The organism is Kitasatospora sp. NPDC002522 (assembly GCF_053595195.1).
Map to the genome: position 1 here is coordinate 124,678 of NZ_JBSFXE010000003.1, position 22,600 is coordinate 147,277.

A 22,600-nucleotide genomic window follows, 5' to 3' on the forward strand; every position below is an offset into this window, starting at 1 on the left:
ACGGACGGTGCGCCCCGCCCTCCCTGACGGACCCTCAGGAGATCCTTATGCTTTCGCGTCGTTCGGCGGCCGCCCTGGCCGCGTTCGCCGCCCTGGTCGGTTGCGCCACGCAGACCGCGTCCGCCGCCACCGTCCCGGCCACCACCACCTCGTCCGGCACCAGCCTCTCGGTGCTGGCCTGGAACGTCGACCTGGCCACCCCGATCGTCGACTCCACCCAGAACGAGCGCGCCGCCCAGCGCACCCCGGTCATCGAGTCCATCCTGCGCAAGCACAACGCGGACGTGGTGGTGCTCGACGAGTCCTTCAACTCCTCGGCCACCGCCGACATCGACGCCAAGCTCGCCGACCTCTACCCGTACCGCACCCCGGTGGTCGGCCAGGTCTGCTCGGGCGGCGGCTGGAGCGGCGTCAGCGGCAACTGCTCCACCTCCTGGTTCGTGATCAACGGCGGGACGCAGATCCTGTCCAAGTACCCGATCACCGCCCAGTACGCCCGGGTCTTCGCCAACTCCACCTACGGCACCTGGGACTACCACGCGAACAAGGGCGCCGCCCTCGCGAAGATCAACAAGAACGGCGTCGACACCTGGGTGGTCGGCACCCACCTGCAGGCCGACGAGGACGGCACCTCCACCGACACCACCCAGTCCACCCGGCTCGGGCAGCTCGCCGAGATCCGCTCCTGGGTGAACGGCGTCGCGGGCGCGGCCGCTCCGGTGCTGATCGGCGGCGACCTCAACGTCGAGTACCTGCACGGCCAGTCGCGCGGCGACTACGCCGACGCGCAGGCCGCGGTGGGCGGTGCGCTCGGCACCCCGGCGACCGACCCGGCGGCCGTGTACACCACGATGGACTGCTCGGTCTCGGCCTGGTGCCAGTTCATGTCCGGGGTGGAGACCTTCCCGGTCGACTACCGGGACGACCTGGACTACCTCGGGTACCTCAACGCGCCGGGCCGCGCGGTGCCTGCGGCGCTCCCCCGGGTGAAGGTGGACTTCGACCCGCAGGCCGGGTGGACCGCCGGGCAGCTGGACACGCAGTCGCCGTCGGACCACTACCCGGTGGAGGCGACGTTCCAGCTGTGAGTTGTAGGTCCGTCCACCGGCAACTGGCTGCTGGTGGACGGACCTTACCGTCTGCGCCTTCCGACTCGCGCAGTTCCCCGCGACCCTGGTGGTGCGCGTTGCTTAGCCCACCGAGGAGTAGGCGATGATGCCGCGGCGCATGCCGTCGACCGCCTTGCGGGCGGTCTTGCGCAGCTCGGTGTTGTCGCCGGCCGCGTCCTGGATCTGGCCGAGCACGTCGATCAGCTGCTTGGTCCAGCGGACGAAGTCGCCGGCCGGCATGTCGGCGTCGCGCAGGACGGCGTCCAGGCTGTGGCCGAGCGCCCAGCGGTAGGCGGCCCAGGCGAAGCCGAGGTCGGGCTCGCGCTGGCCGACGCCCTCGGCGGTGGAGATCTTGTGCTGCTCCTCCAGCGCGTCCAGGTGGCCCCAGATCCGGATCATCCGGCCGAGCGCCTCCTTGGCGCCGCCCTCCGGGACGCGCGGCGCGGTGGCGTCGTCGGACTGCCGCGACTCGTACACCAACGCGGAGGCGCAGGCGGCGAGTTCGGCGGCGGCGAGGCCGTCCCAGACGCCTTCGCGGATGCACTCGGAGGCGAGCAGGTCGAGTTCGCCGTAGAGCCGGGCCAGGCGCTTGCCGTCGTCGGTGACGGTGTCGCCGCTCAGGTAGCCGAGGTCGGCGAGCAGGCCGCAGACCCGGTCGAAGGTGCGGGCGATGGTGTGGGTGCGGGAGCGCATCCGGCGTTCCAGCAGTTCGGTGTCGCGGTGGAGGCGGTGGTAGCGCTCGGACCAGCGGGCGTGGTCCTCCCGCTCGTTGCAGCCGTGGCACGGGTGCTGGCGCAGCGTGGCGCGCAGCCGGGCGATCTCCGGGTCGTCGGCGGCGGCGGCCCGGCCCTTGCGGTAGCGCTCGGGCTCCAGGTGGCCGGCCTTGGTGCGCAGCGCGGAGGCCAGGTCGCGGCGGGACTGCGGGCTGCGCGGGTTGAAGGACTTGGGGATCCGCAGCCGCTCGATGGCGGTGACGGGGTACGGGAAGTCGATCATCGCGAGGCGCTTGACCTGGCGCTCGGCGGTGAGCACGACGGGGCGCGGGCCGTCCTGGAAGTCGGGGTGGCGCGGGCCGCCGCGGCCGTGCTTGCCGACCGGCGGCAGGCCGGGGTCGAGGACCAGGGCGAGTCCGGCGAACTTGCCGGTGGGGACGTGGATCACGTCGCCGGGCTTGAGCTGCTCGAGGGCCTCGACCGCGGCGTTGCGGCGCTGGCTGCTGCCCTCGCGGGCGAGCTCGTTCTCGCGGTCCTTGAGCTGCCGACGCAGGCTCATGTACTCGTCGAAGTCGCCGAGGTGACAGGTCATCGACTCGCGGTAGCCCTCGAGGCCCTCTTCGTTGCGCTGGACCTGGCGGGCGATGCCGACCACCGAGCGGTCGGCCTGGAACTGGGCGAACGAGGTTTCCAGCAGCTCGCGCGAGCGGTGCCGCCCGAACTGGCCGACCAGGTTGACGGCCATGTTGTAGGACGGGCGGAAGGAGGACTTCAGCGGGTAGGTGCGGGTGCCGGCCAGGCCGGCCAGCGCCTCCGGGTCGAGGCCGCGCTGCCAGAGCACCACGGCGTGGCCCTCGACGTCGATGCCGCGGCGCCCGGCCCGGCCGGTGAGCTGGGTGTACTCGCCGGGGGTGATGTCGGCGTGGGTCTCGCCGTTCCACTTGACCAGCTTCTCCATGACCACCGAGCGGGCGGGCATGTTGATGCCGAGGGCGAGGGTCTCGGTGGCGAAGACCGCCTTGACCAGGCCCTTGACGAACAGCTCCTCGACGACCTCCTTGAACCGCGGCAGCATGCCGGCGTGGTGGGCGGCGATGCCGCGCTCCAGGCCGTCCAGCCACTCGAAGTAGCCGAGGACGTGCAGGTCCTCGTCGGGGATGTCGCGGCAGCGCTCCTCGACGATCTGCCGGACGGTCTCCCGGTCGGCCTCGCGGTTGAGCCGCAGGCCGGAGCTGAGGCACTGCTGGACGGCGGCCTCGCAGCCGGCCCGGCTGAAGATGAAGGTGATCGCGGGCAGCAGGCCCTCGGCGTCGAGCCGGTCGATCACGTCGACCCGGCCCGGCGTCCAGACCCGGCCGGGGCGCCCGGCCGGCATCGAGCGGCCGCGGCCGCGGGCGAACCGGTCCCGGCCGGTGCGGTCGTTCTCCGCCCGGGCCAGCCGCACCAGTTCGGGGTTGACCGCCTTGGCGGGGTTCTTCAGGCTGCCCTTCGGCCGGCCGTCCCGGTCCGGGCTGGCGAACAGGTCGTACATCCGGTTGCCGGCCATCACGTGCTGCCACAGCGGGACGGGGCGGTGCTCGGAGACGATCACCTTGGTGCCGCCGCGGACGGTGTCCAGCCAGTCGCCGAACTCCTCGGCGTTGGAGACGGTCGCGGAGAGCGACACCAGGGTCACCGACTCGGGGAGGTGGATGATGACCTCCTCCCAGACCGCGCCGCGGAACCGGTCGGCGAGGTAGTGCACCTCGTCCATCACCACGTAGCCGAGGCCGTCGAGGGCGCTGGAACCCGCGTACAGCATGTTGCGCAGCACCTCGGTGGTCATCACCACCACGGGCGCGTCGCCGTTGACCGAGTTGTCGCCGGTCAGCAGGCCGACCTTGGCGGCGCCGTAGCGCTTGACCAGGTCGCCGTACTTCTGGTTGGAGAGCGCCTTGATCGGCGTGGTGTAGAAGCACTTGCGGCCGCTCGCCAGCGCCAGGTGGACGGCGAACTCGCCGACGATGGTCTTGCCGCTGCCGGTCGGCGCGGCGACCAGCACGCCCTGGCCGGCCTCCAGCGTCTCGCAGGCCTCCAGCTGGAAGTCGTCGAGCGGGAAGTCGTACAGCTGCTGGAAACCGTAGAGCGCGGTGGCCTGCTCCTTGGCCCGGGCGCGCGAGGCGGCGTACGCCTCGGCGGGGCTGAGCTGCTCTTCGGGCATGGGGGTGCCGGGCACTGGCGTCACCTTGTCTTCCCGTGAGTGTGGCTGGACGGGGTCGCAGACGGCGACGCCTGCGGCTGCGGGGCCGTGGCCGGGAGCGGCGACGGGGCGCAGCGGGTGTGGTTGGTGTGATCGAGCATCTCAGCCTGAGATTACCCGTCTGGACTGACATCAACAGCACCGATTTTTCCGCTGCGCCGTGCGACCGGAGGGACACGCTCCGGGGTCGCCCGGGATGCCGGGACCGTCAACTGTTCACATCCTGAGTTGCAAATGTCTTCATGTGGTCGGAGGTTCGCCGCCAAATGATCGAAGGTCGGCCAGCTTCGAAGGATTCTGATCAACAGTCAGATCTGGAGCGATCCCGTTCCTACAGTCGTGCCACCGATCCACGCCATGACAGGAGGACAGGCGCGATGGCGAATCTGGAGACCACGCTCAAGGAAGCCATGACCATCGAGGGTGCCATCGGAGTGGCCCTGGTGGACTACGGCAGCGGGATGGCGCTGGGAACGCTCGGCGACGGCGGGGAGATCGACCTGAACGTCGCCGCAGCCGCCAACACGGACCTCGTCCGTGCCAAGATGCGGGCGATGGAAATGCTCAATCTCCATGAGGACGGCATCGAGGACATCCTGGTCACCCTGACCGGCCAGTACCACTTGATCCGACCGCTGACCACGTCGAGCGGGCGAGGTCTGTTCCTCTACCTCGCGCTGAACCGCAGCCGGTCCAACCTGGCGATGGCCCGGCACCAGTTGAAGCGGATCGAGGCGTCCTTGGAGGTCTGAGCGCGGGACGGCGGCTGACGAGCCGCCGGAAAGGGGAGGAAGCATGCCCGTACCGCTGTACCAGGCCAAGGCCGAGTTCTTCCGGATGCTCGGGCACCCGGTCCGGATCCGGGTGTTGGAACTGCTCCAGGCCGGACCGACGCCCGTGCGCGACCTGCTGGCGGAGCTGGACATCGAACCGTCCAGCCTCTCCCAACAGCTCGCCCAGCTGCGCCGGTCCGGGCTGGTGACCGCGACCCGGGAGGGCTCCACCGTGGTGTACGCCCTCGCCGGGGCGGACGTCGCCGAGCTGCTCCGGACGGCGCGGCGGATCCTCACCGAACTGCTCGCCGACCAGGGCATGCTGCTGGAGGAGCTGCGCGCCTCCCGCTGACGGGCGGCGCGCTCCCCCGCGTCTAACGGGTGACCAGCCGGGGCAGCCCGTCGGCGAGCCGGGCGTACTCCTCGGGGCGGTTGTAGAGCTGGGCGCTGATCCGCAGGATGCCGCCGCCGGGCCAGGGGCGGACGGCGATCCGGGTGTGCAGGGCGCGGTGGACGGCGACCATCAGGGCCCGGGCGGTGTGCTCCTCCTCGGCGATGCCGGGGGGCAGTCGCACCGTCCGCATGGCCACGCCGGGCTGCCCGGGCAGGGCCCGCAGTCCGGCCCGTTCGACCAGCAACCGCTGGCCGTGGACGGCGAGTTGCTCGTTGTGGGCGCGGACCCGGTCGGCGCCGAGCCGTTCCAGCAGGGCGAACCCGGCGGGGGCGGCCAGCCACGGCGTGTAGTCGCAGGTGCCGCGCCACTCGACCCGCCAGGGGAAGCCGCGCTCGTGCTCCCAGGAGTACGTCAGCGGGCGGACCCGGGCGGGCCAGGGCCGGGCGACGGCGAGCACGGCGGCGGCCCGCGGGGCGAACGCCCACTTGTGCAGGTTGCCGATCCAGAAGTCGGCGCCGCCGGCCGCACCCCCGAGGTCGACGGGGAGCAGGCCGGGAGCGTGCGCGGCGTCCACCACGGTGGTGACGCCGCGTTCGCGCAGCGCGGCCAGCAGGGCGGGGGTGGCGATCGCGCGTGCGGTGGGCGAGCTGACCAGGTCGAGCACGGCGACCCTGGTGCGGTCGGTGACGGCGGCGAGCACCCGCTCGGCGACGGCGGCCTCGTCGGGGGTGTGCGGGGAGAGCCGGACGCAGTGCACCTCGGCGCCGGTCTCGGCGGCGCGGCGTTCGGCGGCCCGGGTGACCACGCCGTAGCCGTGGTCGGTGACCAGGATCCGCTCGCCCGCGCGGAGCGGGACGGACTCCAGGGCGACGGCGACGCCCTCGGTGACGTTGGTGAGCAGCGCGAGCCGGCCGGGGTCGCCGCCGAGTGCGGCGGCGACCTCGGCGCGGGCCCGGCCGATGCGCTCGGGCAGGTCGAGGAAGAAGCCGTCGGGGTCGCGCTCCTGCTCGGCGCGCAGGGTCGCCTGCAGGCGCTGGACCGGAACGGGCACGGCGCCGTAGGAGCCGTGGTTGAGGTGGGCGATCGCCGGGTCGAGCCCGAAGAGCGCGGCGCTCCCGGGGAGCGGTGGGGTGGTCATCGCGGACCCCTTCTCGATGCTGTGTGACATTTCACACGTCATACTTCTAGCCGAACCGGCCCTGGCACGGCAACCATCGGCGGGTGACTCACACCGACCCCTACCTCGCGCTGAGCGCCGCCACCGGCCGCTTCAGCTACGGCTCCCCCCGTGCCGTCACCCTCGCCGCCGACGGCAGCCGTGCCCTGTTCCTGCGCTCCACCGGTCCGACCGACCCGGTGGAGCGGCTCTGGAGCTACGACCTGACGACCCGTCAGGAGACGCTGCTCGCCGACCCGTTGACACTGGCCCCGGAGCGCTCCGGCGACCCGGCCGAACTGCCGCCGCTGGAGCGGCGGCTGCGTGAGCGGGTGCGGCTCTGGGCGCCCGGCATCGGCTCCTTCGCGGCCACCGCGGACCTCTCGGCGGCGGTCTTCGCGCTGGACGGACGGGTCTTCCGGGTGGACACCGCGACCCGCGAGTGCGTCGAACTCCCGGTCGCCGGGCCCGCGTTCGACCCGCGGCCGAACGCCGACGGCTCGGTGACGGCGTACGTGGCCGACGGGGCGCTGCAGCTGTCCCCGGGCGGCCCGCTCAGCCCGGCGGACGACGCGGTCTGGGGCGTGGCGGAGTTCGCCGCCGCCGAGGAGCTGGGCCGCACCCGCGGGCACTGGTGGTCGCCGGACGGCGCCGCGCTGCTGGCCGCCCGGGTCGACGAGTCGGCGCTGCCGCTGCGGCACTTCGCCGACCCGGCGTACCCGGAGCGGGCCCCGGAGTCCTTCGCCTACCCGCAGGCGGGCGGCCCCAACGCGGACGTCCAGCTCTGGGTGCTGCGGCTGGACGGCGGGCGGGTGCGGCTGCGCTGGGACGACGGCGCCTTCCCGTACGTGACGGCGGCGGGCTGGGAGGGCGACGGGGAGATCCTGCTGACCGTCGCGGACCGGCTGCAGCAGCGCGTGGTGCTGCTGAGCGCCGACCCGGTGAGCGGGACGACGCGTGAACTCTCCCGCACCGAGGACGAGTTCTGGGTGGACCCGCTGCCGGGCACCCCGCTGCGGCTGGCCGACGGCCGGGTGCTGACCTCCGCCGACACCCCGGCCGCGCGCGGCGTGGCGCTGGACGGGAAGATCCTCACCGACGAGCGGCTCCAGGTCCGCCGGGTGGTCGGCCCGTACCGGGACGGCCGGCTGCTGATCGAGGCCGGCGACGGCGACCCGGCCGACCAGCAGGTCTTCCTGCTGGACCCGCACACCGGCGCCCTGGAGAAGCTCACCGGGGGCGCGGGCGTGCACGCGGTGGCCGCGCACGCCGACTCGACGCTGCTGCTCACCTCCGCCTCCCAGGACGGCGTCCGCCGCGAGCTGCGGCACGCGGGCACGGTCTCCGCCTTCCCCGACCTGGCGGCCGAACTCCCCTACCGGGCCCGGCCGCAGCTCGCCCGGGTGACCGAACTCGGTCTGCCCTCCGCGGTGCTGTACCCGCGCGGACACCGCGCCGGGCGCCGGCTGCCGGTGCTGCTGGACGTGTACGGCGGCCCGGGCTACCAGGCGGTGGCGAACGAGCCGCGGCGCTGGCAGCTCAAGCAGTGGTGGGCCGACCAGGGCTTCGCGGTGGTCACCGTCGACAACCGGGGCACCCCGTTCGTCTCGCCGGACTTCACCCGGGCGATCTTCCGGCGCTTCTCCCAGGTCGCGCTGGACGACCAGGTCGCCGCGCTGCGGGCGCTCGCCGCGGACCACCCGGACCTGGACCTGGCCCGGGTCGGCGTGCGCGGCTGGTCGTACGGCGGCTACTTCGCGGCGCTCGCGGTGCTGCGCCGCCCGGACGTCTTCCACGCGGGCAGTGCGGGCGCCCCGCCGACCGACTTCCGGCTGTACGACACCGCGTACACCGAGCGCTACCTGGGCCTGCCGCAGGACAACGCGGAGGGGTACCTGGCGGACTGCCTGATCCCCGACGCGCCGTCACTGCGCCGTCCGCTGCTGCTGATCCACGGGCTGGCGGACGACAACGTGCACCCCTCGCACACCCTGCTGCTCTCCGAGGCGCTGACCCGGGCCGGACGGCCGCACGGCGTGCTGCCGCTGCCGGGGGTGAGCCACATGACGCCGAACGGGGTCATGGAGCAGGTCGCGGCGGTGGAACTCGACTTCCTGCGCCGGGAGTTGGGTGCCAACCCTTCCCAGTAGTGGATGACATGTGAAATATTACCCACCATTCCGATACCCACCCCGCGAAAGGACCGGGTCACTTTGCGCAGACTCTCCACAGCCCTCACGGCTGCGCTGACCACGGGCGCGATAGCACTGACGGCGACCCCCGCGTTCTCCCAACCTCCCTCCCCCGTCGCCGCGTTGACGGTCGATCAGGGCACCGAGGGCCGCGAGGCCCCGCAGCCGCCGATGGCCCCGCAGGAGAAGGCCCGGCAGGCGCTGCGGGCCAAGGCCCTGGAGCAGGTCAACCAGGGCCGGCTGGCCAAGAGCGACAAGGGCACCACGCCGGCCAAGGTCAAGATCGGCAACGACTACGTCCAGCTGGCCCAGCAGCGCACCGACAAGGTGTTCGTGATCCTGGCCCAGTTCGGCGACCAGGTCGACAACTCCACGCTGTACAACGGCCAGCCGCGCTACGCCGGCACCCCCGGCCCGCAGCACAACCGGATCCCGCAGCCGGGGAAGAGCGACACCCACACCTACTGGCAGAGCGACTTCAGCCGCGACTTCTACCAGAAGATGTTCTTCGACGACACGCCCGGCGCGAACTCGATGCGCAACTTCTACCGCACCCAGTCCTCGGGCCGGTACGACATCCAGGGCACCGTCTCCGACTGGGTGACCGTGCCGTGGAACGAGGCCCGCTACGGCTCCAACAAGGGCCCGCAGGGCGGCGGCGCGTGGACCCAGGCCCAGGAGTTCATCCGGGACGCCACCAAGGCCTGGTACGACGGCGAGATCGCCAAGGGCCGCTCGGCGGCCGACGTCAAGGCGGAGCTCGCCCAGTACGACGTGCAGGACCGCTACGACTACGACAAGGACGGCGACTTCGACGAGCCGGACGGCTACCTCGACAACGTGATCGTGGTGCACGCCGGCGTCGACGAGACCTGGGGCGGCGGCGCCCAGGGCGCGGACGCCCTGTGGGCGCACCGCAGTTGGGACTTCCCCGACCCGACCGGCCAGACCGGCCCGGCGGGCGACCGGATCGGCGGGGCGCCGGTCGGCGACTCGGGCCTGTACGTCTACGACTACGTGCAGGCGGGCGAGAACAGCGGCGTCGGCCTGTTCTCACACGAGTACGGCCACAACCTGGGCCTGCCGGACCTGTACCCGACCAACGGCGGCGACAACTCCGTCAACTTCTGGTCGCTGATGTCCTCCGCCTCCTACCTCGGCAAGGGCAGGAACAGCACCGGCGAGTACCCGGGCGACCTGGACGCCTGGAGCAAGCTGCAGCTCGGCTGGCTGAACTACGACGAGGCGCAGGCCGCGACCCGCTCCAGCCACGCCCTGGGCGTCAGCGGCTACAACACCGACCAGGCGCAGGCGCTGCTGGTCCACCTGCCGCCGGGCAGCACCACCACCACGCTGGCCGACCCGTACCAGGGCGGCGCGCAGTGGTGGAGCGACACCGGCGACAACATGGACGCCTCGCTCGCCCGCACCGTCGACCTGACCGGCGCCACCGGCTCGGCCTCGATGGACGCGGCCACCTGGTACGACGTCGAACAGGACTACGACTTCCTGTCGGTGGAGGCCTCCGCCGACGGCGGCAAGTCCTGGACGCCGCTGCACGGCACCGTCGACGGGCAGCCGATCGGCGACACCACCGCGCTCACCCCGGGCCTGACCGGCACCTCCAACGCCTGGCGGCAGCTGCACATCCCGCTCGACGCCTACCTCGGCAAGAGCGTGCAGGTCCGCTTCCACGTCACCTCGGACTCCAACACCCACGGCAAGGGCGTGCTGGTCGACGCGGTCTCGCTGACCTCGGACGGCGCGCAGCTCCTCGCCGACGGCGCGGAGAACGGCGCGGCGGGCTGGGCGGAGGTCGGCTTCTCGGTCATCCACGGCAAGGACGCGGTCAAGCAGCACCCGCGGGCGTACCTGGTGGAGAACCGCCGGTACGTGGGCTACGGCGCCTTCCTGAAGACCGGCCCGTACAACTTCGGGTACTGGGGCGTGCCGAACAAGAACGACGTGGTCGACACCTACCCGTACCAGGAGGGCGTGCTGGTGTGGCTGTGGGACACCTCCTACGGCGACAACAACACCAAGGACCACCTCGGCGGCGGCCTGATCCTGCCGGTGGACGCGCACCCGCAGGCGCTGCGGTTCGCCGACGGGACGACCACCAACGGGCGCTCGCAGTCCTACGACGCGACCTTCTCGCTCAAGCCGACCACCTCCTTCACCCTGCACAAGGCGGGCGTGGCCACGGTGGTCCCCGCGGAGCCCGCGGTGCCGGCCTTCAACGACCACACCGGGGTGTACACCGACCCGGCGATCCCGCAGCTGGGTGTGACGGTGCCCGACACCAACACCAAGATCGAGATCGTCCGGGAGACCCAGGGCGGCAAGCTGACCACCGTGAAGGTCGGTCCGGCGTCCTGACACCGCGAGGTGCGCGGGGCACCCACCCACACGCCCCGCGCACCGACGCCCATCCCACCCGGACACCCCTGGTGGACCTGCTCCGCCGCGAGGGACCGCCGACCAGTTGGGACGCCGCCCCCGCCGACCCGGAGCAGGCCGTGGCCGTCGACGCCCTGCAACGCGCCGCCCTGGACGGCTACTTCGAGCGCGCCGGCCGCTGGGTGGCGCACCGCGCCGAGGACTCCCCCGAATGGCGCGAGGCGGCCGGCACGGGCGACACCCTGCTCCACCCGACCGCCACCGAGCTCACCGAACTCACCTCCCGCATCGACGAGTTGACCAGGCCCTACCTGGCCGCCGCGGGCCGGCTGCCCTACCTGCTGCTGTCGCTGCACGCCGGCGGCCGGGCGGACCGCTACGGGCACCGCCGCCGGATGGTGATCGCCACCGACCCGGGTCGCGCCGCGCTGCTGCTGACCGTCCCGCTCGCGTTCGTCTCCGGGGTCGGCGTGATGGTCCTGGACATCACCGCGGGCGCCATCTTCGCCGCGTGCGTCCCCGACGCACTGCGCTCCCGGGTGTCCGGCGCCTACCAGGCCGTCAACTACGGGGTGCGGCCGCTGGTTCGCTGCTCGGCGGGGCGCTCGGCTCCACCCTCGGGCTGCGCCCGGCGCCGTGGATCGCCGCGGTCGGGGCGCCGGCCTCCTGCCCGTGGGTGGTGGCCTCGCCGATTCCGCTGCTGCGACGCCTTCCTGACGGAGCGTCAGCCGCCGGGGCACCCTAGCGCACTCGGGCATATGCCCGACGGATATGCGGGAAAGTCTCGCTCTCCCGTGTCGCCGCCGGTAGCGTTGCGTCCTGGTCAGACTACCGCAGGTGAAGGCGGTGGCAGCGACGCGCCGTGTTCCGCACGGTGGGGAGGGACAGCGGTTCAGTGCCCGGGATCGAGGAGTGCCTTGCGGAAGCCATGGGGATCACCGGCGCCCTGGGGGTGAGCCTGGTCGACTGGACCAACGGTCTGGCGATAGGCACCGCCGGCATCGGGCCCGACGGCGACCACGAGGTCGGCGCGGCGGACGCCACCGAGCTGGCCCGCGCCGTCACCCAGACCCCGTCCTTCGCCGACCCGGAGACCGGAGCCCCGCCCGCCGAGGACGTCATCGTCACCTCGGCGGACAACTACCACCTGATCCGCTTCGTACCGGTCCCGTTCGACGCCAACGTCTTCCTCTACCTGCGGCTCGACCGGGACCACGCCAACCTGGCGATGGCCCGGATCCGGCTCGCCGGGATCGCCGACCGGCTGGTGCTCAACTGATGCCCGCCGCCGACACCCTGACGCCGCTCACGGCGGCGGCCCCGGACGGGTTCCCCCCGCCGGCCGTTCCCGTGCAGCCCGTTCCGGCCGCCGCCGGCCGCTCGCGCACGCCGCTGCCCCGCCGCCGGCGCTCCACCTGCGCACCGGCCACCACCTTCGAGGCCGCGCTCACCGACCTGGCCGCCGAGGGCGCCACCGGCGCCCTGCACGGCCCGGACGGCGCGGTGCACCTGGTGGCGGGCGCCGCGGTGCACGCCGAGGCGCCGGCCGCCGCCACCGTCGGCCACCTGCTCACCGGGGCCGGCCGGATCAGCGTCCGGGACTGGGAGGACAGCCTGCTGCTGGGCGCCGACCGGCTCGCGGACTACCTGGTCGGCAGCCACCTCCTCGGCCCCGGCGAGCTCGAACTCGCCCGGCTCACCGCCACCTTGGACGCCGGCCACTTCGCCCTCGCCCAGCACGGCGGCGAGCTGCGCTTCGACCCGGCGGCCCGCCCGGTCTTCCGGCTCGCCCGGCCGCTGACGGTCCTGGAGCTGCGCGGCGCGGTCGGCCGCCGCCGCTCCCTGCTGGACGCCTGCTGGCCCACCGCCGAACTCGACCTGGTCCCGCTGCTGGCCACCGGCACCCCGCCGCAGCGCCGCACCGCGGTCCCGCGCCGCCGCCGGCAGGCGCTGCTGGCCGCCGCCGACGGCACCCGGACCGCAACCGAGCTGGCCCGGCTGCTGGGCCGCTCCACCTTCGGCACACTGCTGGACGTCCGGCAGTTGGCCGCCGCCGGGCTGCTGGGGGCCCGGCGGCCGGCCGCCGTCCCCGACCCGCCACCACCGGCCGCCGCGCAACCCGTGCCGCCGGACGTGCTGTTGCCGCCCGGTCCGCGCACCTACGACCCCTCGGATCCGGAGGTGGGGCTACTGCTCCGACTACGCGCCGCTCTGGAGGCCTTGTGACCGCCCTACCCGCCTGCCCCGTCCCGCCGACCGAGTCATGAAGCGGACCTTTCGACAACTGACCGCGAGGAGGACGACCGTGTTGCCGGAAGCCGAGGTGCAGGCCGAGCTGCGCGGCCTGCGGGCCAGGATCCCGCACCTGACCGGCGGTCTGGTCGCCACCACCGACGGCCTGGTGGTCGCCCACGACACCAGCGGACTGGAGGCGGAGAGCGTGGCCGCGCTGACCGCCGCCGCGCTCGGCGTCGGCGCCCGGCTGTCGGAGGCGACCGGGCAGGGCGGCTTCCGCGAGCTGATCACCCGCGGCGAGCGCGGCTACACCGCCACCTACGCGGCGGGCTCGTACACGGTGCTGACCCTGCTGGCCGGGGCGCAGGCCAACGTCGGCCGGCTGCACCTGGAGGCCCGGCGGGCCGGGGCGCGGATCGCCGCCCTCGCCGACGCCGACCTCGATCGCGCCTTCTGACCCCTCCCCACCCGCTCACGATCTCCGGATCTCCCCGTCAAGCAACCTGACGAACCGTCAATTCCCTGATGAGAAAAGGTATTTGAGAACATGGCTGCTGTGGAAACCTCGCTCAAGGACATCATGAGCACGATTGAGGGCACCATCGGTGTGGCCCTGGTCGACTACAACAGCGGGATGGCGCTGGGCACCATCGGCGGCGGTCCGGACCTGGACCTGAACGTGGCCGCGGCCGGCAACACCGACGTGGTGCGGGCCAAGCTGCGGGCGATGGAGCTGCTCAACCTGAACGAGGCGATCGAGGACATCCTGATCAGCCTCTCCACCCAGTACCACCTGATCCGCCCGCTGACCGCGCGCTCCGGCAAGGGCCTGTTCCTCTACCTGGCGCTGGACCGCAACCGGGCCAACCTGGCGATGGCCCGCCACCAGCTGAAGAAGGTCGAGGCCGACCTCGAGGTCTGAGCCTCCCCGGGCTACCGGCGCACGGTGAGCAGGCCCCCGGTGGGGACGCGGACGGACAGCTCCGCGGCACCGACCGGGGTCCGGGCCCGGGCGACGGTACCGCCCAGGCAGTCCTGCACCAGCAGCTCGACCGGGCCCGGAGCGCGGTCGAACTCCAGCCGCACCAGGGTGTCCTGGTCGGCGTTGGCGACCAGCAGCAGCTCCCACTCGCCGTCGACGCGCAGCGGCAGCGGCGCGTACCGGCCGAAGGCCCGCCGGGCGCCGTGCCGGGCCTCGATCACCGGGTAGGCCAACTCGGGTCGGTGCGGGCGCAGTTCGCCGCGCTGCAGGAGGTCGCGGTGCTCGCGCATGACGCTCAGCCAGAAGGCCAGCGCGGTGAGCTGGTCGGCGCTCTGCGCGGCCAGGTCGACCGAGACCTGGGCGGTGGCGAACAGCACCGACTGCAGCAGCACCGCGATCCGCTCCGGGCGCTCCGCCGGGTGCCAGGTCAGCGGGTCGGCGTGCACGGCGAGCGGCCCGGCGGTCAGCCGCAGGTCCGCGATCCGGACCCGGTTCTCCACCGCGCCCAGCGGGCAGTCGACGGCCCGCACCATCGTCGCGTACGGCCACAGCCCGGGGCCGGTGTAGCCCTGCCGGTGCTCGACCAGCACCTCGGGCCGGGTGGCGCGCAGCCGCGCGTCGAGGGCGGCGAGCAGCTTCTGCACGCCTTCGGCGACGGTCGCGCAGTCGGCGTCGGGTGAACCGGTGTCGGCCGGGCGGGCGAAGGTGTCGATGAAGTCGATCTTCAGCCCGTCCGCGCCGTGCCGCTCCACCGCCGCGGCGAGGCGCTCGACCTGGTACGCGCGCACGGCGGCGCTGCGCGGGTCGAGCACGTGGGTCTCCAGTTGCGGCAGGTGGGCCAGCGTGTGGCCGGCCAGCGCCTCGGCCGCGCGGCTGCGGTCGCCCGCGAACGGCAGCGCGTGCCACAGCAGGTAGTTCAGGCCCAGGGCCTGGATGCGCCGGACGTGGCCGGCGAAGTCGGGGAAGGCGCGCGGGGCGGGCTCCCAGTCGCCGGTGGTGGCGTACGAGCGGGTGCGCTCGTCGGTCTGCCAGCCGTCGTCGACGATCAGCGAGCCGAAGCCGAGCGGCGCGGCGAGTTCGGCGAGGCTCTCCACGTCGGCGGCGGTCATCGCCAGGTGCAGCGCGTACCAGGTGCAGAAGACCGGTTCGAACGCGGCGTCCGGGACGGCGCGCACCGGCACCAGGGTGGCCCACCAGTCGGCGGACTCCCTTACGGTGTCGGCGAAGTGACGGTTACTCAGGTCGAGGCGCAGGCTGAGCTTCGGCCCGTCGTGCTCGACCCACCAGCTGTAGCGGCCGGTCTCCTCGACGGCGCCTTCGCCGATGCTGACCGGGCGGACCGGTTCGCCCACCGCGAAGGTGCACAGCGCGGCGTCGCCCGGCCCGACCAGGCTGCCCACCGGCGCGCCCTTGGGCAGCGAGGCCTCCCGGGGCGCCGCCCAACTCGGCGGCAGCCAGCGCGCATTGGTGTTGGGCGTCCAGTACCCGGTGGCACCGGTGCAGGGCACCTGCCACTCGGCCCGCAGCCGGACGTCCTCCTCGCCGCTCTCCACCTCGATCAACACCACACCAGGCGTGCCCGGTTGGACGACCCGGACGACGGGTTCGGTCGCGCTGCCGATAGCGGTGATCCGCACCGCCAGCCCGGCAGCGTCGACGGTACGGGCGGCCTCGGTACGACCGGACGGCGGGGCGGAGCCGTCCCAGGACAGCGCGGTCACGCGGGAGTTCCTTTCGGAGGTGGGTCATTCAGGTGGTGCCCGCACGGGCCGGCCGCGGAAGCGCGGGCCTGCCCGGGAACGGCCGGCCCGTGCGGGGGCTGGTGGGTGCCGGGGTCAGCGGCGGAGGGGGCCTTCGCAGGTGTAGTCGGCGGTGCCGGCCTGGCCGGTGGGCCAGATGTCGACCTTGCCGAAGTAGCAGTTCATGTCGTCGAGGTTGTTGGCGACGCCCTTGGTGCGCTGCAGGATGAAGTAGTCCACGGTGGAGGACATGTCCTTGAACACCTGGTCGGCGCTGCCGGAGTTCGACAGGTTGGCGGTGATCCGGCCGGTGCAGACGAAGCGCATCGGCTTGTTGTCCCAGTCGCCGTTGTCCTTGCAGTCCGGCGTCATGTAGGCGTTCTTGGTGAACGCGGCCCGCACCTCGGACGGGTAGGCGTACGCCAGGTATCCGTTGGCGGTGAACTGCGTGCTGGGGACGTCCAGTTGGTCGATCTTCGCGATCTGCTGGTCGAGGAAGGCGAAGTACTCGCGCTGCAGGTTCTGGTCGGCCCCGAGCCGGCTGCGCCAGGCGTCGAAGCCGGCCGGGTCGTCGGCGCGCTGGTAGCCGTACATCTCGCGGATCAGCGAGGGGTGCGCGGTCCACAGGAACTCGAAGAAGGTGCCGGCGTAGTTGTAGAAGTGGAACGCCGGGGTGTCGTCGTAGCTCGCGTGCAGGAGCTGGTCGACCGTCATCCGCGGGATGCCCGCCGCCTCGTCCTGGGCGAGCTTGTTGACCAGCGCCTTGCGCACCAGGATGCCCTGGTCGCGGGTGGCGCCGTCGAAGAACTCCGCGGTGCCCTCGTCCATCGCGGTGGTCCGGTCGCCGCTGTACCAGCGCGGGTCGCCGAAGTAACCGGGCACCGCCCAGCGGCCGTTGAGGTAGTGGGTGTACTCGTGCCGGAACAGTTCCTCCAGCGTCAGGTACGACTCGGCGCTGGTGCGCTGGTAGGTGTAGAAGGTGGCGCCGTTCTCGATGTAGATGCCGCCGTTGTTGGTGCTCATCCCGGTCAGCAGCGGGTGGTAGACCTCGTAGTCGGACCGGGTCGCGTACAGGTGGATGTGCAGCGTGGTGTTGGTGTCCCCGGCGAGCGGGGCGTCGGTGCCGAGCACCCGGAAGAACTGGGTCTTCACCTGCTTGCTGGCGTAGTACATCTGGTCGACGGTGGCCTTGTCGAGGCCGGTGTGCACCTCGATCGCGCCGTTGTCGTACTTGTAGGTGTACGGGAACAGCTTGGCCTCGATCTGGTCGGCGCACACGTTGAACTGGGCGCAGACGCCGTAGGTGTTGGCCCAGCCGACCACCTTGATCCACGGCGCGGAGTACTCGCCGAAGGTGGCCCGGGTGTCGGCGAGCAGCCCGCCGATCTCGCCGGTGATCTGCGCCTTCAGCGCGTCGATCTGCCCGAACCGGCCGTACTCGCCGGTCGCGTCGCGGGCCAGCCACTCGTTCTGGGTGCCCTTCAGGTAGCCGGCGGTGGCGAACCCGCGGAACGCGGCGCGGTAGTCGGCGTCCGCGGCGACGGCGGCGGTGAACGCGGCGTCGCGGTTGGCGATGCCGAGGAAGTTGACGTTCAGCGCGGAGAGCGCGGCGCCGCCCCACTGCCAGGAGCCGGCCAGCGCGGTGCCCGGTCCGAAGTGCGCCAGGACCTGCTTCACCAGCGGCAGGTTGTGCTCGCGCAGGCCGGTGGCTCCGGCGACGATGCCGAGCTCGCGCATCACCAGGCCCGCGGTGTCGGTGGCGTCGAAGGCGTGCCCGGAGGCCAGGTAGGCGTCGATGGCCCGCTGGACGGCGGCGGTCACCGGTGCGGTGGTCAGGTCGATCTCGGCGTGACTGAAGTCGTGGAACACCGCGGCGTGCAGGAAGTACCACAGCTGGTACAGGCGGGGGTCGGCGGTCGCGGCGAGGGACTGCGCCTTGGCGGCCACCGCCTGGACGTGCTGGGCGTCCATGGTGGTGGCGAACCGGGCGTCCCACGTCCACACGATGCCGCCGAGGCAGCTCTCGGTGACGGCCGGATCGGCGAGGAAGTCCGCGAGCGCGGCCGGGCTCAGGCCGGTCATCGCGTCGAGCGTGCACGGGACTCCGGCGGCGGTCGTCGCGCTCACCGTGCCTGCGGCGGCGGCGAGTTCACCTGCGGCCGGGGCAGGCGCACCCACCCGCGCGGGCAGCGCCCCCGGGATGTGGTTGTCGACGCCGAGCGACCCGCCGCCCGGCGCGGGCGCCACGCCACCCGCTTTCGCGGTCGCACTCCCGAGGTGGTCCACCTCGTCGTACGCGGTCCGGTCGGGGCTCGGCGAGAGGTGCGACGCGGCGGCCGTGGGGGTGACCGCCAGCGCCTGGGTGCTCTGCAGCACGGGCATCGTGAGGGACGCGGCGAGTACGGCCGCGACAAGGGTCTTTCGCATGGTGGGGGCTCCATGGTTCGTGGGGGGAGGGATATCAACGCGCCCCGCGAGGGGCGCGGGGAACTGCGCGAGCAACCGATGACGACGAGTCACTGAGGGCTGGCCGCCCGGCCCCGTGCGCGCCAAGCGGGGGTACGGCGGACAGTGCAGCCGGCCGATGATCAGTCAACTGACGGATGGTGCATGGCTGACCGCGCAGCTCCCCGCGCCCCTGTCGGGGCGGGAACTGACGGAACGTCAGGATTCGGGGAAGTGGCAGGCCACCTCGCCCGGGAACTGACGGAACGTCAGGATTCGGGGAAGTGGCAGGCCACCTCGCGACCGAGGCCGTTCGGGGTCAGGGGCGGAGCCACGTCGCGGCAGATGGCCTGGGCTTTGGGGCAGCGGGGGTGGAAGGTGCAGCCGGGGGGCGGGCTCGCGGGGCTCGGGGGGTCGCCGAGGAGGACGATGCGTTCGCGGGCGCGTTCGGCCGCGGGGTCGGGGAGGGGCACCGCGGAGAGCAGGGCCTTGGTGTAGGGGTGGGCGGGGCGGTCGTAGACCTGGTGCTTCTCTCCGATCTCGACGATCCGGCCGAGGTACATCACGGCGACCCGGTGGCTGATGTGCTTGACCACGGCGAGGTCGTGCGCGATGAAGACGTACGCGACGCCGAGTTCGCGTTGCAGGCGTTCCATCAGGCCGACGATCTGGGCCTGGATGGAGACGTCGAGCGCGGAGACCGGCTCGTCGGCGACGACGAGTTCGGGGCGGGTGGCCAGGGCTCGGGCGATGCCGATGCGCTGGGCCTGGCCGCCGGAGAACTGGTGCGGGTAGCGCTCCAGGTGCTCGGGGGCGAGGCCCACCAGGTGGACCAGGTCGCGGACTTCGCGGCGGATCGCCTCGGCGGCCAGGCCCTGCGCGCGTAGCGGCGCCGCGATGATCTGCTGGACGGTCTGCCGCGGGTTGAGCGAGGCGAACGGGTCCTGGAAGATCATCTGGAACTTGCTGCGCAGCGGCCGCAGGCGGCCCTGCGGGAGGCGGGTGATGTCCTCGCCGCGGAAGGCGACGGTGCCGGCGGTGGGGTCGAGGAGGCGGACCAGCATCCGTCCGGTGGTGGACTTGCCGCAGCCGGACTCGCCGACCAGGCCGAGGGTCTCGCCGGGGCGGACGTCGAAGGTGACGCCGTCGACGGCCTTGACGCCGAGTCTGCGGCCCAGCAGGCCGGAGCGGACCGGGAAGGTCATGCCGAGGTCGCGGACGCTGAGCAGGGGTGACGGTTCGTCGGCGCCGGTCGCGTCGACGGCGGAGGCAACGGAGGTGGTCATGCGGTGGTCACCTCATCGAGGACGCAGGCGCTGCGGTGCCCGTCGGCGACCTGCCGCAGGGCGGGGCGGTCGCCGGTGCAGCGGGGGTCGCCCGCGGCGGCGTAGACGGGGCAGCGGGGGTGGAAGGCGCAGCCGGCGGGCGGGGTGAGCAGGGACGGCGGGGTGCCGGGGATGGAGCGCAGTGCGGCGCCGTCGGCGGCGTCGAGGCGGGGCAGCGAGTCGAGCAGGCCGCGGGTGTAGGGGTGCCGGGGGGCGGCGAACAGCGTGTCGGCGGGGGCCTGTTCGGCCGCGGATCCGCCGTACATGACGAGCACCTCGTCGGCGACCCGGGCGATCACGCCGAGGTCGTGGGTGATCATCACGATGCCGAGTCCGCGGTCCTGCTGGAGCTTCATCAGGAGTTCGAGCACCTGGGCCTGGACGGTGACGTCGAGGGCGGTGGTGGGCTCGTCGGCGATGATCAGGTCGGGTTCGCAGGAGAGCGCGAGGGCGATCATGGCGCGCTGGCGCATGCCGCCGGAGAACTGGTGCGGGTACTCGTCGGCGCGGCGGGCGGGTTCGGGGATGCCGACGTCGCCGAGGACGTCGACGGCCCGGGCGCGGGCCCGTTTGCGGCTGCCGCCGTGGTGTTCGCGGTAGGCCTCGGCGATCTGGTCGCCGATGGTGAAGTAGGGGTGCAGCGCGGTGAGGGCGTCCTGGAAGACCATCGCCATGGTCCGGCCGCGGAGCCGGCGGATCTCTTCCTCGGGGGCGCCGATCAGCTCCCGGCCGTGCAGTTTCGCGGAGCCGGTGACGGTGGCGCCGCGGTGCAGGCCCATGACGGCCAGTGAGGTGACGGACTTTCCGGAGCCGGATTCGCCGACGATGCCGAGGGTGCGGCCGGCTTCGACGGTGAAGTCGACGCCCTTGACGGCGTGCACGGTGCCTTCGGCGGTGGCGAAGTGGACGCTGAGGTCGTGGACGGCGAGCAGCGGTTGACCGGTCATGCGAGCCTCGCCCTCGGGTCGATCCAGGCGTAGACCAGGTCCACGACCAGGTTGGAGCTGACGATGAAGAAGGAGGCGAGCAGGGTGATGCCCATGATCACCGGCTGGTCGGCCTTGTTGAGGGAGTCGGCGAAGAGCTTGCCGACGCCGGGGAGGCTGAACAGCGACTCGGTGATCAGCGCGCCGGCCAGCAGTCCGCCGAGGTCCATGCCGAGCATGGTGGCGACGGGGGTGAGGGCGGGGCGCAGTCCGTGCTTGCCGACCACCCGGCGTTCGGGCAGTCCCTTGGCGCGGGCGGTGCGCACGTACGGTTCTGCCATCGTCTCGATGACGGAGTTGCGGGTCATCCGGGCGTACATGGCGGCGTACATCAGGGCGAGGGTGGTCCAGGGCAGGATCAGGTTGGCGATCCAGCTGCCGGGGTCCTCGGTGAAGGCGATGTAGCGCGGGTACGGGAGCAGTCCGCCGACCGTGACGACCAGGTAGAGCAGGATCATCGCGGTGAAGTAGACCGGCAGCGCGGCGATGCCGATGGTGCCGACCATCAGGGTGCGGTCGAGCCAGCTGCCGCGGCGCAGCGCGGAGAGCACGCCGACGCCGAGGCCGAGGACCAGCCACAGGACGGCCGCGCCGAGCGCGAGGGAGGCGCTGGTGGGCAGCCGGTCCATCATCAACGTCCAGACGGGCTGGGCGCTCTGGAAGGAGTAGCCGAAGCACGGGAAGTCGCAGCGGACGGCGTACGGGCCGGTGCCGAGGGTCTGGCCGGCGAAGATGCCGGCCACGTAGCGGCCGAACTGGACGATCAGGGGGTCGTTCAGTCCGAGCTGTTGGCGGACCAGTTCGATCCGGTCGGCGGAGCAGTCCTTGCCGCAGAACTGGGCGGCGGGGTCGGTGGGCAGCAGGTAGAAGACCGCGAAGGTGAGGGCGCAGATCACCAGCAGGGTGACGGCCATCGCCGCGAGGCGGCGCGCCAGGAATCCGATCACGTGCGGCTGCCCTTCGGGTCGAGGGCGTCCCGCAGGGCGTCGCCGAGCAGGGTGAAGGCCAGCACGACCAGGAACAGGCAGGCGCTGGGGAGGATGAAGAACATCGGGTCGACCTTGTAGTAGAGCACCGAGTCGGAGATCATCTGCCCCCACGAGGGCGTGGGCGGGCGGATCCCGACGCCGAGGAAGGTCAGCGCGGCCTCGGCCCCGATCAGGCCGGGGATGGCGAGGGTGACGTAGACGATGATCGTGCCGGTGAGGTTGGGCAGGATCTCGGTGAGCAGGATCCGCCGGTTGCCGGTGCCGCAGGCCCGGGCCGCCTCGACGTACTCGCGGTGGCGCAGCGAGAGGGTCTGGCCGCGGATGACCCGGGCGATGTAGGGCCAGCTGAACACCGAGAGCACGCCGATCAGGAGCACCACGCGGTTGACGTTCCGGGCCACCGAGAGCAGCGCGATCATGAAGATCAGGCTGGGGAAGGACATCATGACGTCCATGAAGCGGCTGATCACGGCGTCGACGCGGCCGCCGAAGTAGCCGGCGGTGATGCCGAGGACGGTGCCGATGACGGTGATCAGCAGGGCGGCGCTGAACGCCACCAGCAGGCTGATCTGGGCGCCGTAGACGAGCCGGGCGAAGACGTCGCGGCCGAGCAGCGGTTCGACGCCGAGCCAGTGGTCGGGGCTGATGCCGCCGAGGCTGCCGCGGGGCAGGCCGCCGAGGTAGGGGTCGACGGCCTTCTTGTCGATCTGGTCGGGGCCCTTGCCGCTGATCGCGGTGAGCACCGGGGCGAGCACGGCGATCAGGACGAAGAAGACGATGATGGCGAGGCCGACGACGGCGGCCTTCTGCCGGCGCAGCCGGTGCAGCGCGAGGGCCCAGGGGGAGGCGGGGGCGGCGGTGGCGGTGTCCTCCGCGGCCCCCGCTCCCCCGGCCGGCGCCGAGGTGAGCGGGGTGGTCATCTG

18 protein-coding genes are annotated in these 22,600 nt (G+C 72.6%); 10 read left to right on the plus strand and 8 right to left on the minus strand.

Annotated elements, in window-relative coordinates:
* The first annotated feature begins 47 nt into the window (after nucleotides 1-47).
* On the plus strand, nucleotides 48-1,088 hold the full coding sequence (locus tag ACWD4U_RS03595; RefSeq protein WP_363449309.1) for a sphingomyelin phosphodiesterase: 1,041 nt from the start codon (nucleotides 48-50) through the stop codon (nucleotides 1,086-1,088).
* Between the two features lie 102 nt (nucleotides 1,089-1,190).
* Here ACWD4U_RS03595 and ACWD4U_RS03600 read toward each other — a convergent pair whose 3' ends face one another.
* Entirely contained in the window at nucleotides 1,191-4,022 is a 2,832-nt protein-coding gene (locus ACWD4U_RS03600; RefSeq protein ID WP_363449352.1) for a DEAD/DEAH box helicase, read from the minus strand.
* A 416-nt stretch (nucleotides 4,023-4,438) separates the two neighbouring features.
* On the opposite strand from ACWD4U_RS03600, the gene ACWD4U_RS03605 reads away from it, so the two are divergent.
* A complete protein-coding gene (locus ACWD4U_RS03605) occupies nucleotides 4,439-4,813 on the plus strand; it encodes a hypothetical protein (RefSeq protein WP_363449307.1) in 375 nt (124 codons plus the stop codon).
* Between the two features lie 43 nt (nucleotides 4,814-4,856).
* Nucleotides 4,857-5,186, plus strand: a complete 330-nt coding sequence (locus tag ACWD4U_RS03610) for an ArsR/SmtB family transcription factor (RefSeq protein ID WP_363449305.1) — start codon at nucleotides 4,857-4,859, stop codon at nucleotides 5,184-5,186.
* A gap of 22 nt (nucleotides 5,187-5,208) precedes the next feature.
* On the opposite strand, the gene ACWD4U_RS03615 is transcribed toward ACWD4U_RS03610, so the two are convergent.
* On the minus strand, nucleotides 5,209-6,366 hold the full coding sequence (locus ACWD4U_RS03615) for an aminotransferase class V-fold PLP-dependent enzyme (protein WP_363449303.1): 1,158 nt from the start codon (nucleotides 6,364-6,366) through the stop codon (nucleotides 5,209-5,211).
* Nucleotides 6,367-6,449: 83 nt separating this feature from the next.
* Here ACWD4U_RS03615 and ACWD4U_RS03620 point away from each other — a divergent pair, with 83 nt between their 5' ends.
* The 7 genes from ACWD4U_RS03620 (at nucleotide 6,450) to ACWD4U_RS03650 (ending at nucleotide 14,133) form a co-directional block, all read left to right on the plus strand.
* Nucleotides 6,450-8,534: a S9 family peptidase gene (locus tag ACWD4U_RS03620; protein ID WP_363449301.1), complete on the plus strand. Its 2,085-nt coding sequence runs from the start codon at nucleotides 6,450-6,452 to the stop codon at nucleotides 8,532-8,534.
* Nucleotides 8,535-8,699: 165 nt separating this feature from the next.
* The gene (locus ACWD4U_RS03625; protein WP_363449299.1) at nucleotides 8,700-10,955 is read left to right on the plus strand and encodes an immune inhibitor A domain-containing protein; all 2,256 of its coding nucleotides are present in this window, start codon (nucleotides 8,700-8,702) and stop codon (nucleotides 10,953-10,955) included.
* 71 nt (nucleotides 10,956-11,026) lie between these two features.
* Complete coding sequence (locus ACWD4U_RS03630; RefSeq protein ID WP_363449297.1) at nucleotides 11,027-11,932, plus strand: MFS transporter; 906 nt, start codon at nucleotides 11,027-11,029, stop codon at nucleotides 11,930-11,932.
* Nucleotides 11,872-12,255, plus strand: a complete 384-nt coding sequence (locus ACWD4U_RS03635) for a hypothetical protein (RefSeq protein WP_363449295.1) — start codon at nucleotides 11,872-11,874, stop codon at nucleotides 12,253-12,255. The genes ACWD4U_RS03630 and ACWD4U_RS03635 overlap by 61 nt, the downstream gene beginning before the upstream one ends.
* Entirely contained in the window at nucleotides 12,255-13,202 is a 948-nt protein-coding gene (locus tag ACWD4U_RS03640; RefSeq protein WP_363449293.1) for a transcriptional regulator, read from the plus strand. Before ACWD4U_RS03635 ends, ACWD4U_RS03640 begins: the two co-directional genes overlap by 1 nt.
* Nucleotides 13,203-13,239: 37 nt before the next feature.
* Nucleotides 13,240-13,668 (plus strand): roadblock/LC7 domain-containing protein, encoded by a 429-nt coding sequence (locus tag ACWD4U_RS03645; RefSeq protein WP_449787087.1) that lies wholly within the window; start codon nucleotides 13,240-13,242, stop codon nucleotides 13,666-13,668.
* Between the two features lie 90 nt (nucleotides 13,669-13,758).
* On the plus strand, nucleotides 13,759-14,133 hold the full coding sequence (locus ACWD4U_RS03650; RefSeq protein ID WP_363449289.1) for a hypothetical protein: 375 nt from the start codon (nucleotides 13,759-13,761) through the stop codon (nucleotides 14,131-14,133).
* An 11-nt stretch (nucleotides 14,134-14,144) separates the two neighbouring features.
* Here ACWD4U_RS03650 and ACWD4U_RS03655 read toward each other — a convergent pair whose 3' ends face one another.
* From ACWD4U_RS03655 to ACWD4U_RS03680, 6 genes are all read right to left on the minus strand, one after another.
* Nucleotides 14,145-15,914 carry a glycoside hydrolase family 36 protein gene (locus tag ACWD4U_RS03655; protein ID WP_363449287.1) on the minus strand — a complete coding sequence of 590 codons (1,770 nt, stop codon included), beginning with the start codon at nucleotides 15,912-15,914 and terminating at the stop codon, nucleotides 14,145-14,147.
* A 114-nt stretch (nucleotides 15,915-16,028) separates the two neighbouring features.
* On the minus strand, nucleotides 16,029-18,359 hold the full coding sequence (locus ACWD4U_RS03660; protein WP_363449285.1) for a collagenase: 2,331 nt from the start codon (nucleotides 18,357-18,359) through the stop codon (nucleotides 16,029-16,031).
* 287 nt (nucleotides 18,360-18,646) lie between these two features.
* Nucleotides 18,647-19,663 carry an ABC transporter ATP-binding protein gene (locus ACWD4U_RS03665; RefSeq protein WP_363449283.1) on the minus strand — a complete coding sequence of 339 codons (1,017 nt, stop codon included), beginning with the start codon at nucleotides 19,661-19,663 and terminating at the stop codon, nucleotides 18,647-18,649.
* Nucleotides 19,660-20,649, minus strand: a complete 990-nt coding sequence (locus ACWD4U_RS03670) for an ABC transporter ATP-binding protein (protein WP_363449281.1) — start codon at nucleotides 20,647-20,649, stop codon at nucleotides 19,660-19,662. Before ACWD4U_RS03670 ends, ACWD4U_RS03665 begins: the two co-directional genes overlap by 4 nt.
* Nucleotides 20,646-21,635, minus strand: coding sequence for an ABC transporter permease (locus ACWD4U_RS03675; RefSeq protein ID WP_363449279.1), 990 nt, complete (start codon nucleotides 21,633-21,635; stop codon nucleotides 20,646-20,648). Before ACWD4U_RS03675 ends, ACWD4U_RS03670 begins: the two co-directional genes overlap by 4 nt.
* Nucleotides 21,632-22,597 carry an ABC transporter permease gene (locus ACWD4U_RS03680; RefSeq protein ID WP_363449277.1) on the minus strand — a complete coding sequence of 322 codons (966 nt, stop codon included), beginning with the start codon at nucleotides 22,595-22,597 and terminating at the stop codon, nucleotides 21,632-21,634. The genes ACWD4U_RS03675 and ACWD4U_RS03680 overlap by 4 nt, the downstream gene beginning before the upstream one ends.
* Nucleotides 22,598-22,600 lie beyond the last annotated feature (3 nt).

What these genes read in the sequence shown, in the direction of transcription:
- ACWD4U_RS03645 (WP_449787087.1), top strand. Translation starts at nt 13,240, where the DNA reads ATGAAGCGGACCTTTCGACAACTGACCGCGAGGAGGACGACCGTGTTG.
- ACWD4U_RS03600 (WP_363449352.1), bottom strand. Translation starts at nt 4,022, where the DNA reads ATGCCCGAAGAGCAGCTCAGCCCCGCCGAGGCGTACGCCGCCTCGCGC.
- ACWD4U_RS03680 (WP_363449277.1), bottom strand. Translation starts at nt 22,597, where the DNA reads ATGACCACCCCGCTCACCTCGGCGCCGGCCGGGGGAGCGGGGGCCGCG.
- ACWD4U_RS03670 (WP_363449281.1), bottom strand. Translation starts at nt 20,649, where the DNA reads ATGACCGGTCAACCGCTGCTCGCCGTCCACGACCTCAGCGTCCACTTC.
- ACWD4U_RS03615 (WP_363449303.1), bottom strand. Translation starts at nt 6,366, where the DNA reads ATGACCACCCCACCGCTCCCCGGGAGCGCCGCGCTCTTCGGGCTCGAC.
- ACWD4U_RS03610 (WP_363449305.1), top strand. Translation starts at nt 4,857, where the DNA reads ATGCCCGTACCGCTGTACCAGGCCAAGGCCGAGTTCTTCCGGATGCTC.
- ACWD4U_RS03665 (WP_363449283.1), bottom strand. Translation starts at nt 19,663, where the DNA reads ATGACCACCTCCGTTGCCTCCGCCGTCGACGCGACCGGCGCCGACGAA.
- ACWD4U_RS03660 (WP_363449285.1), bottom strand. Translation starts at nt 18,359, where the DNA reads ATGCGAAAGACCCTTGTCGCGGCCGTACTCGCCGCGTCCCTCACGATG.
- ACWD4U_RS03640 (WP_363449293.1), top strand. Translation starts at nt 12,255, where the DNA reads ATGCCCGCCGCCGACACCCTGACGCCGCTCACGGCGGCGGCCCCGGAC.
- ACWD4U_RS03605 (WP_363449307.1), top strand. Translation starts at nt 4,439, where the DNA reads ATGGCGAATCTGGAGACCACGCTCAAGGAAGCCATGACCATCGAGGGT.
- ACWD4U_RS03650 (WP_363449289.1), top strand. Translation starts at nt 13,759, where the DNA reads ATGGCTGCTGTGGAAACCTCGCTCAAGGACATCATGAGCACGATTGAG.
- ACWD4U_RS03595 (WP_363449309.1), top strand. Translation starts at nt 48, where the DNA reads ATGCTTTCGCGTCGTTCGGCGGCCGCCCTGGCCGCGTTCGCCGCCCTG.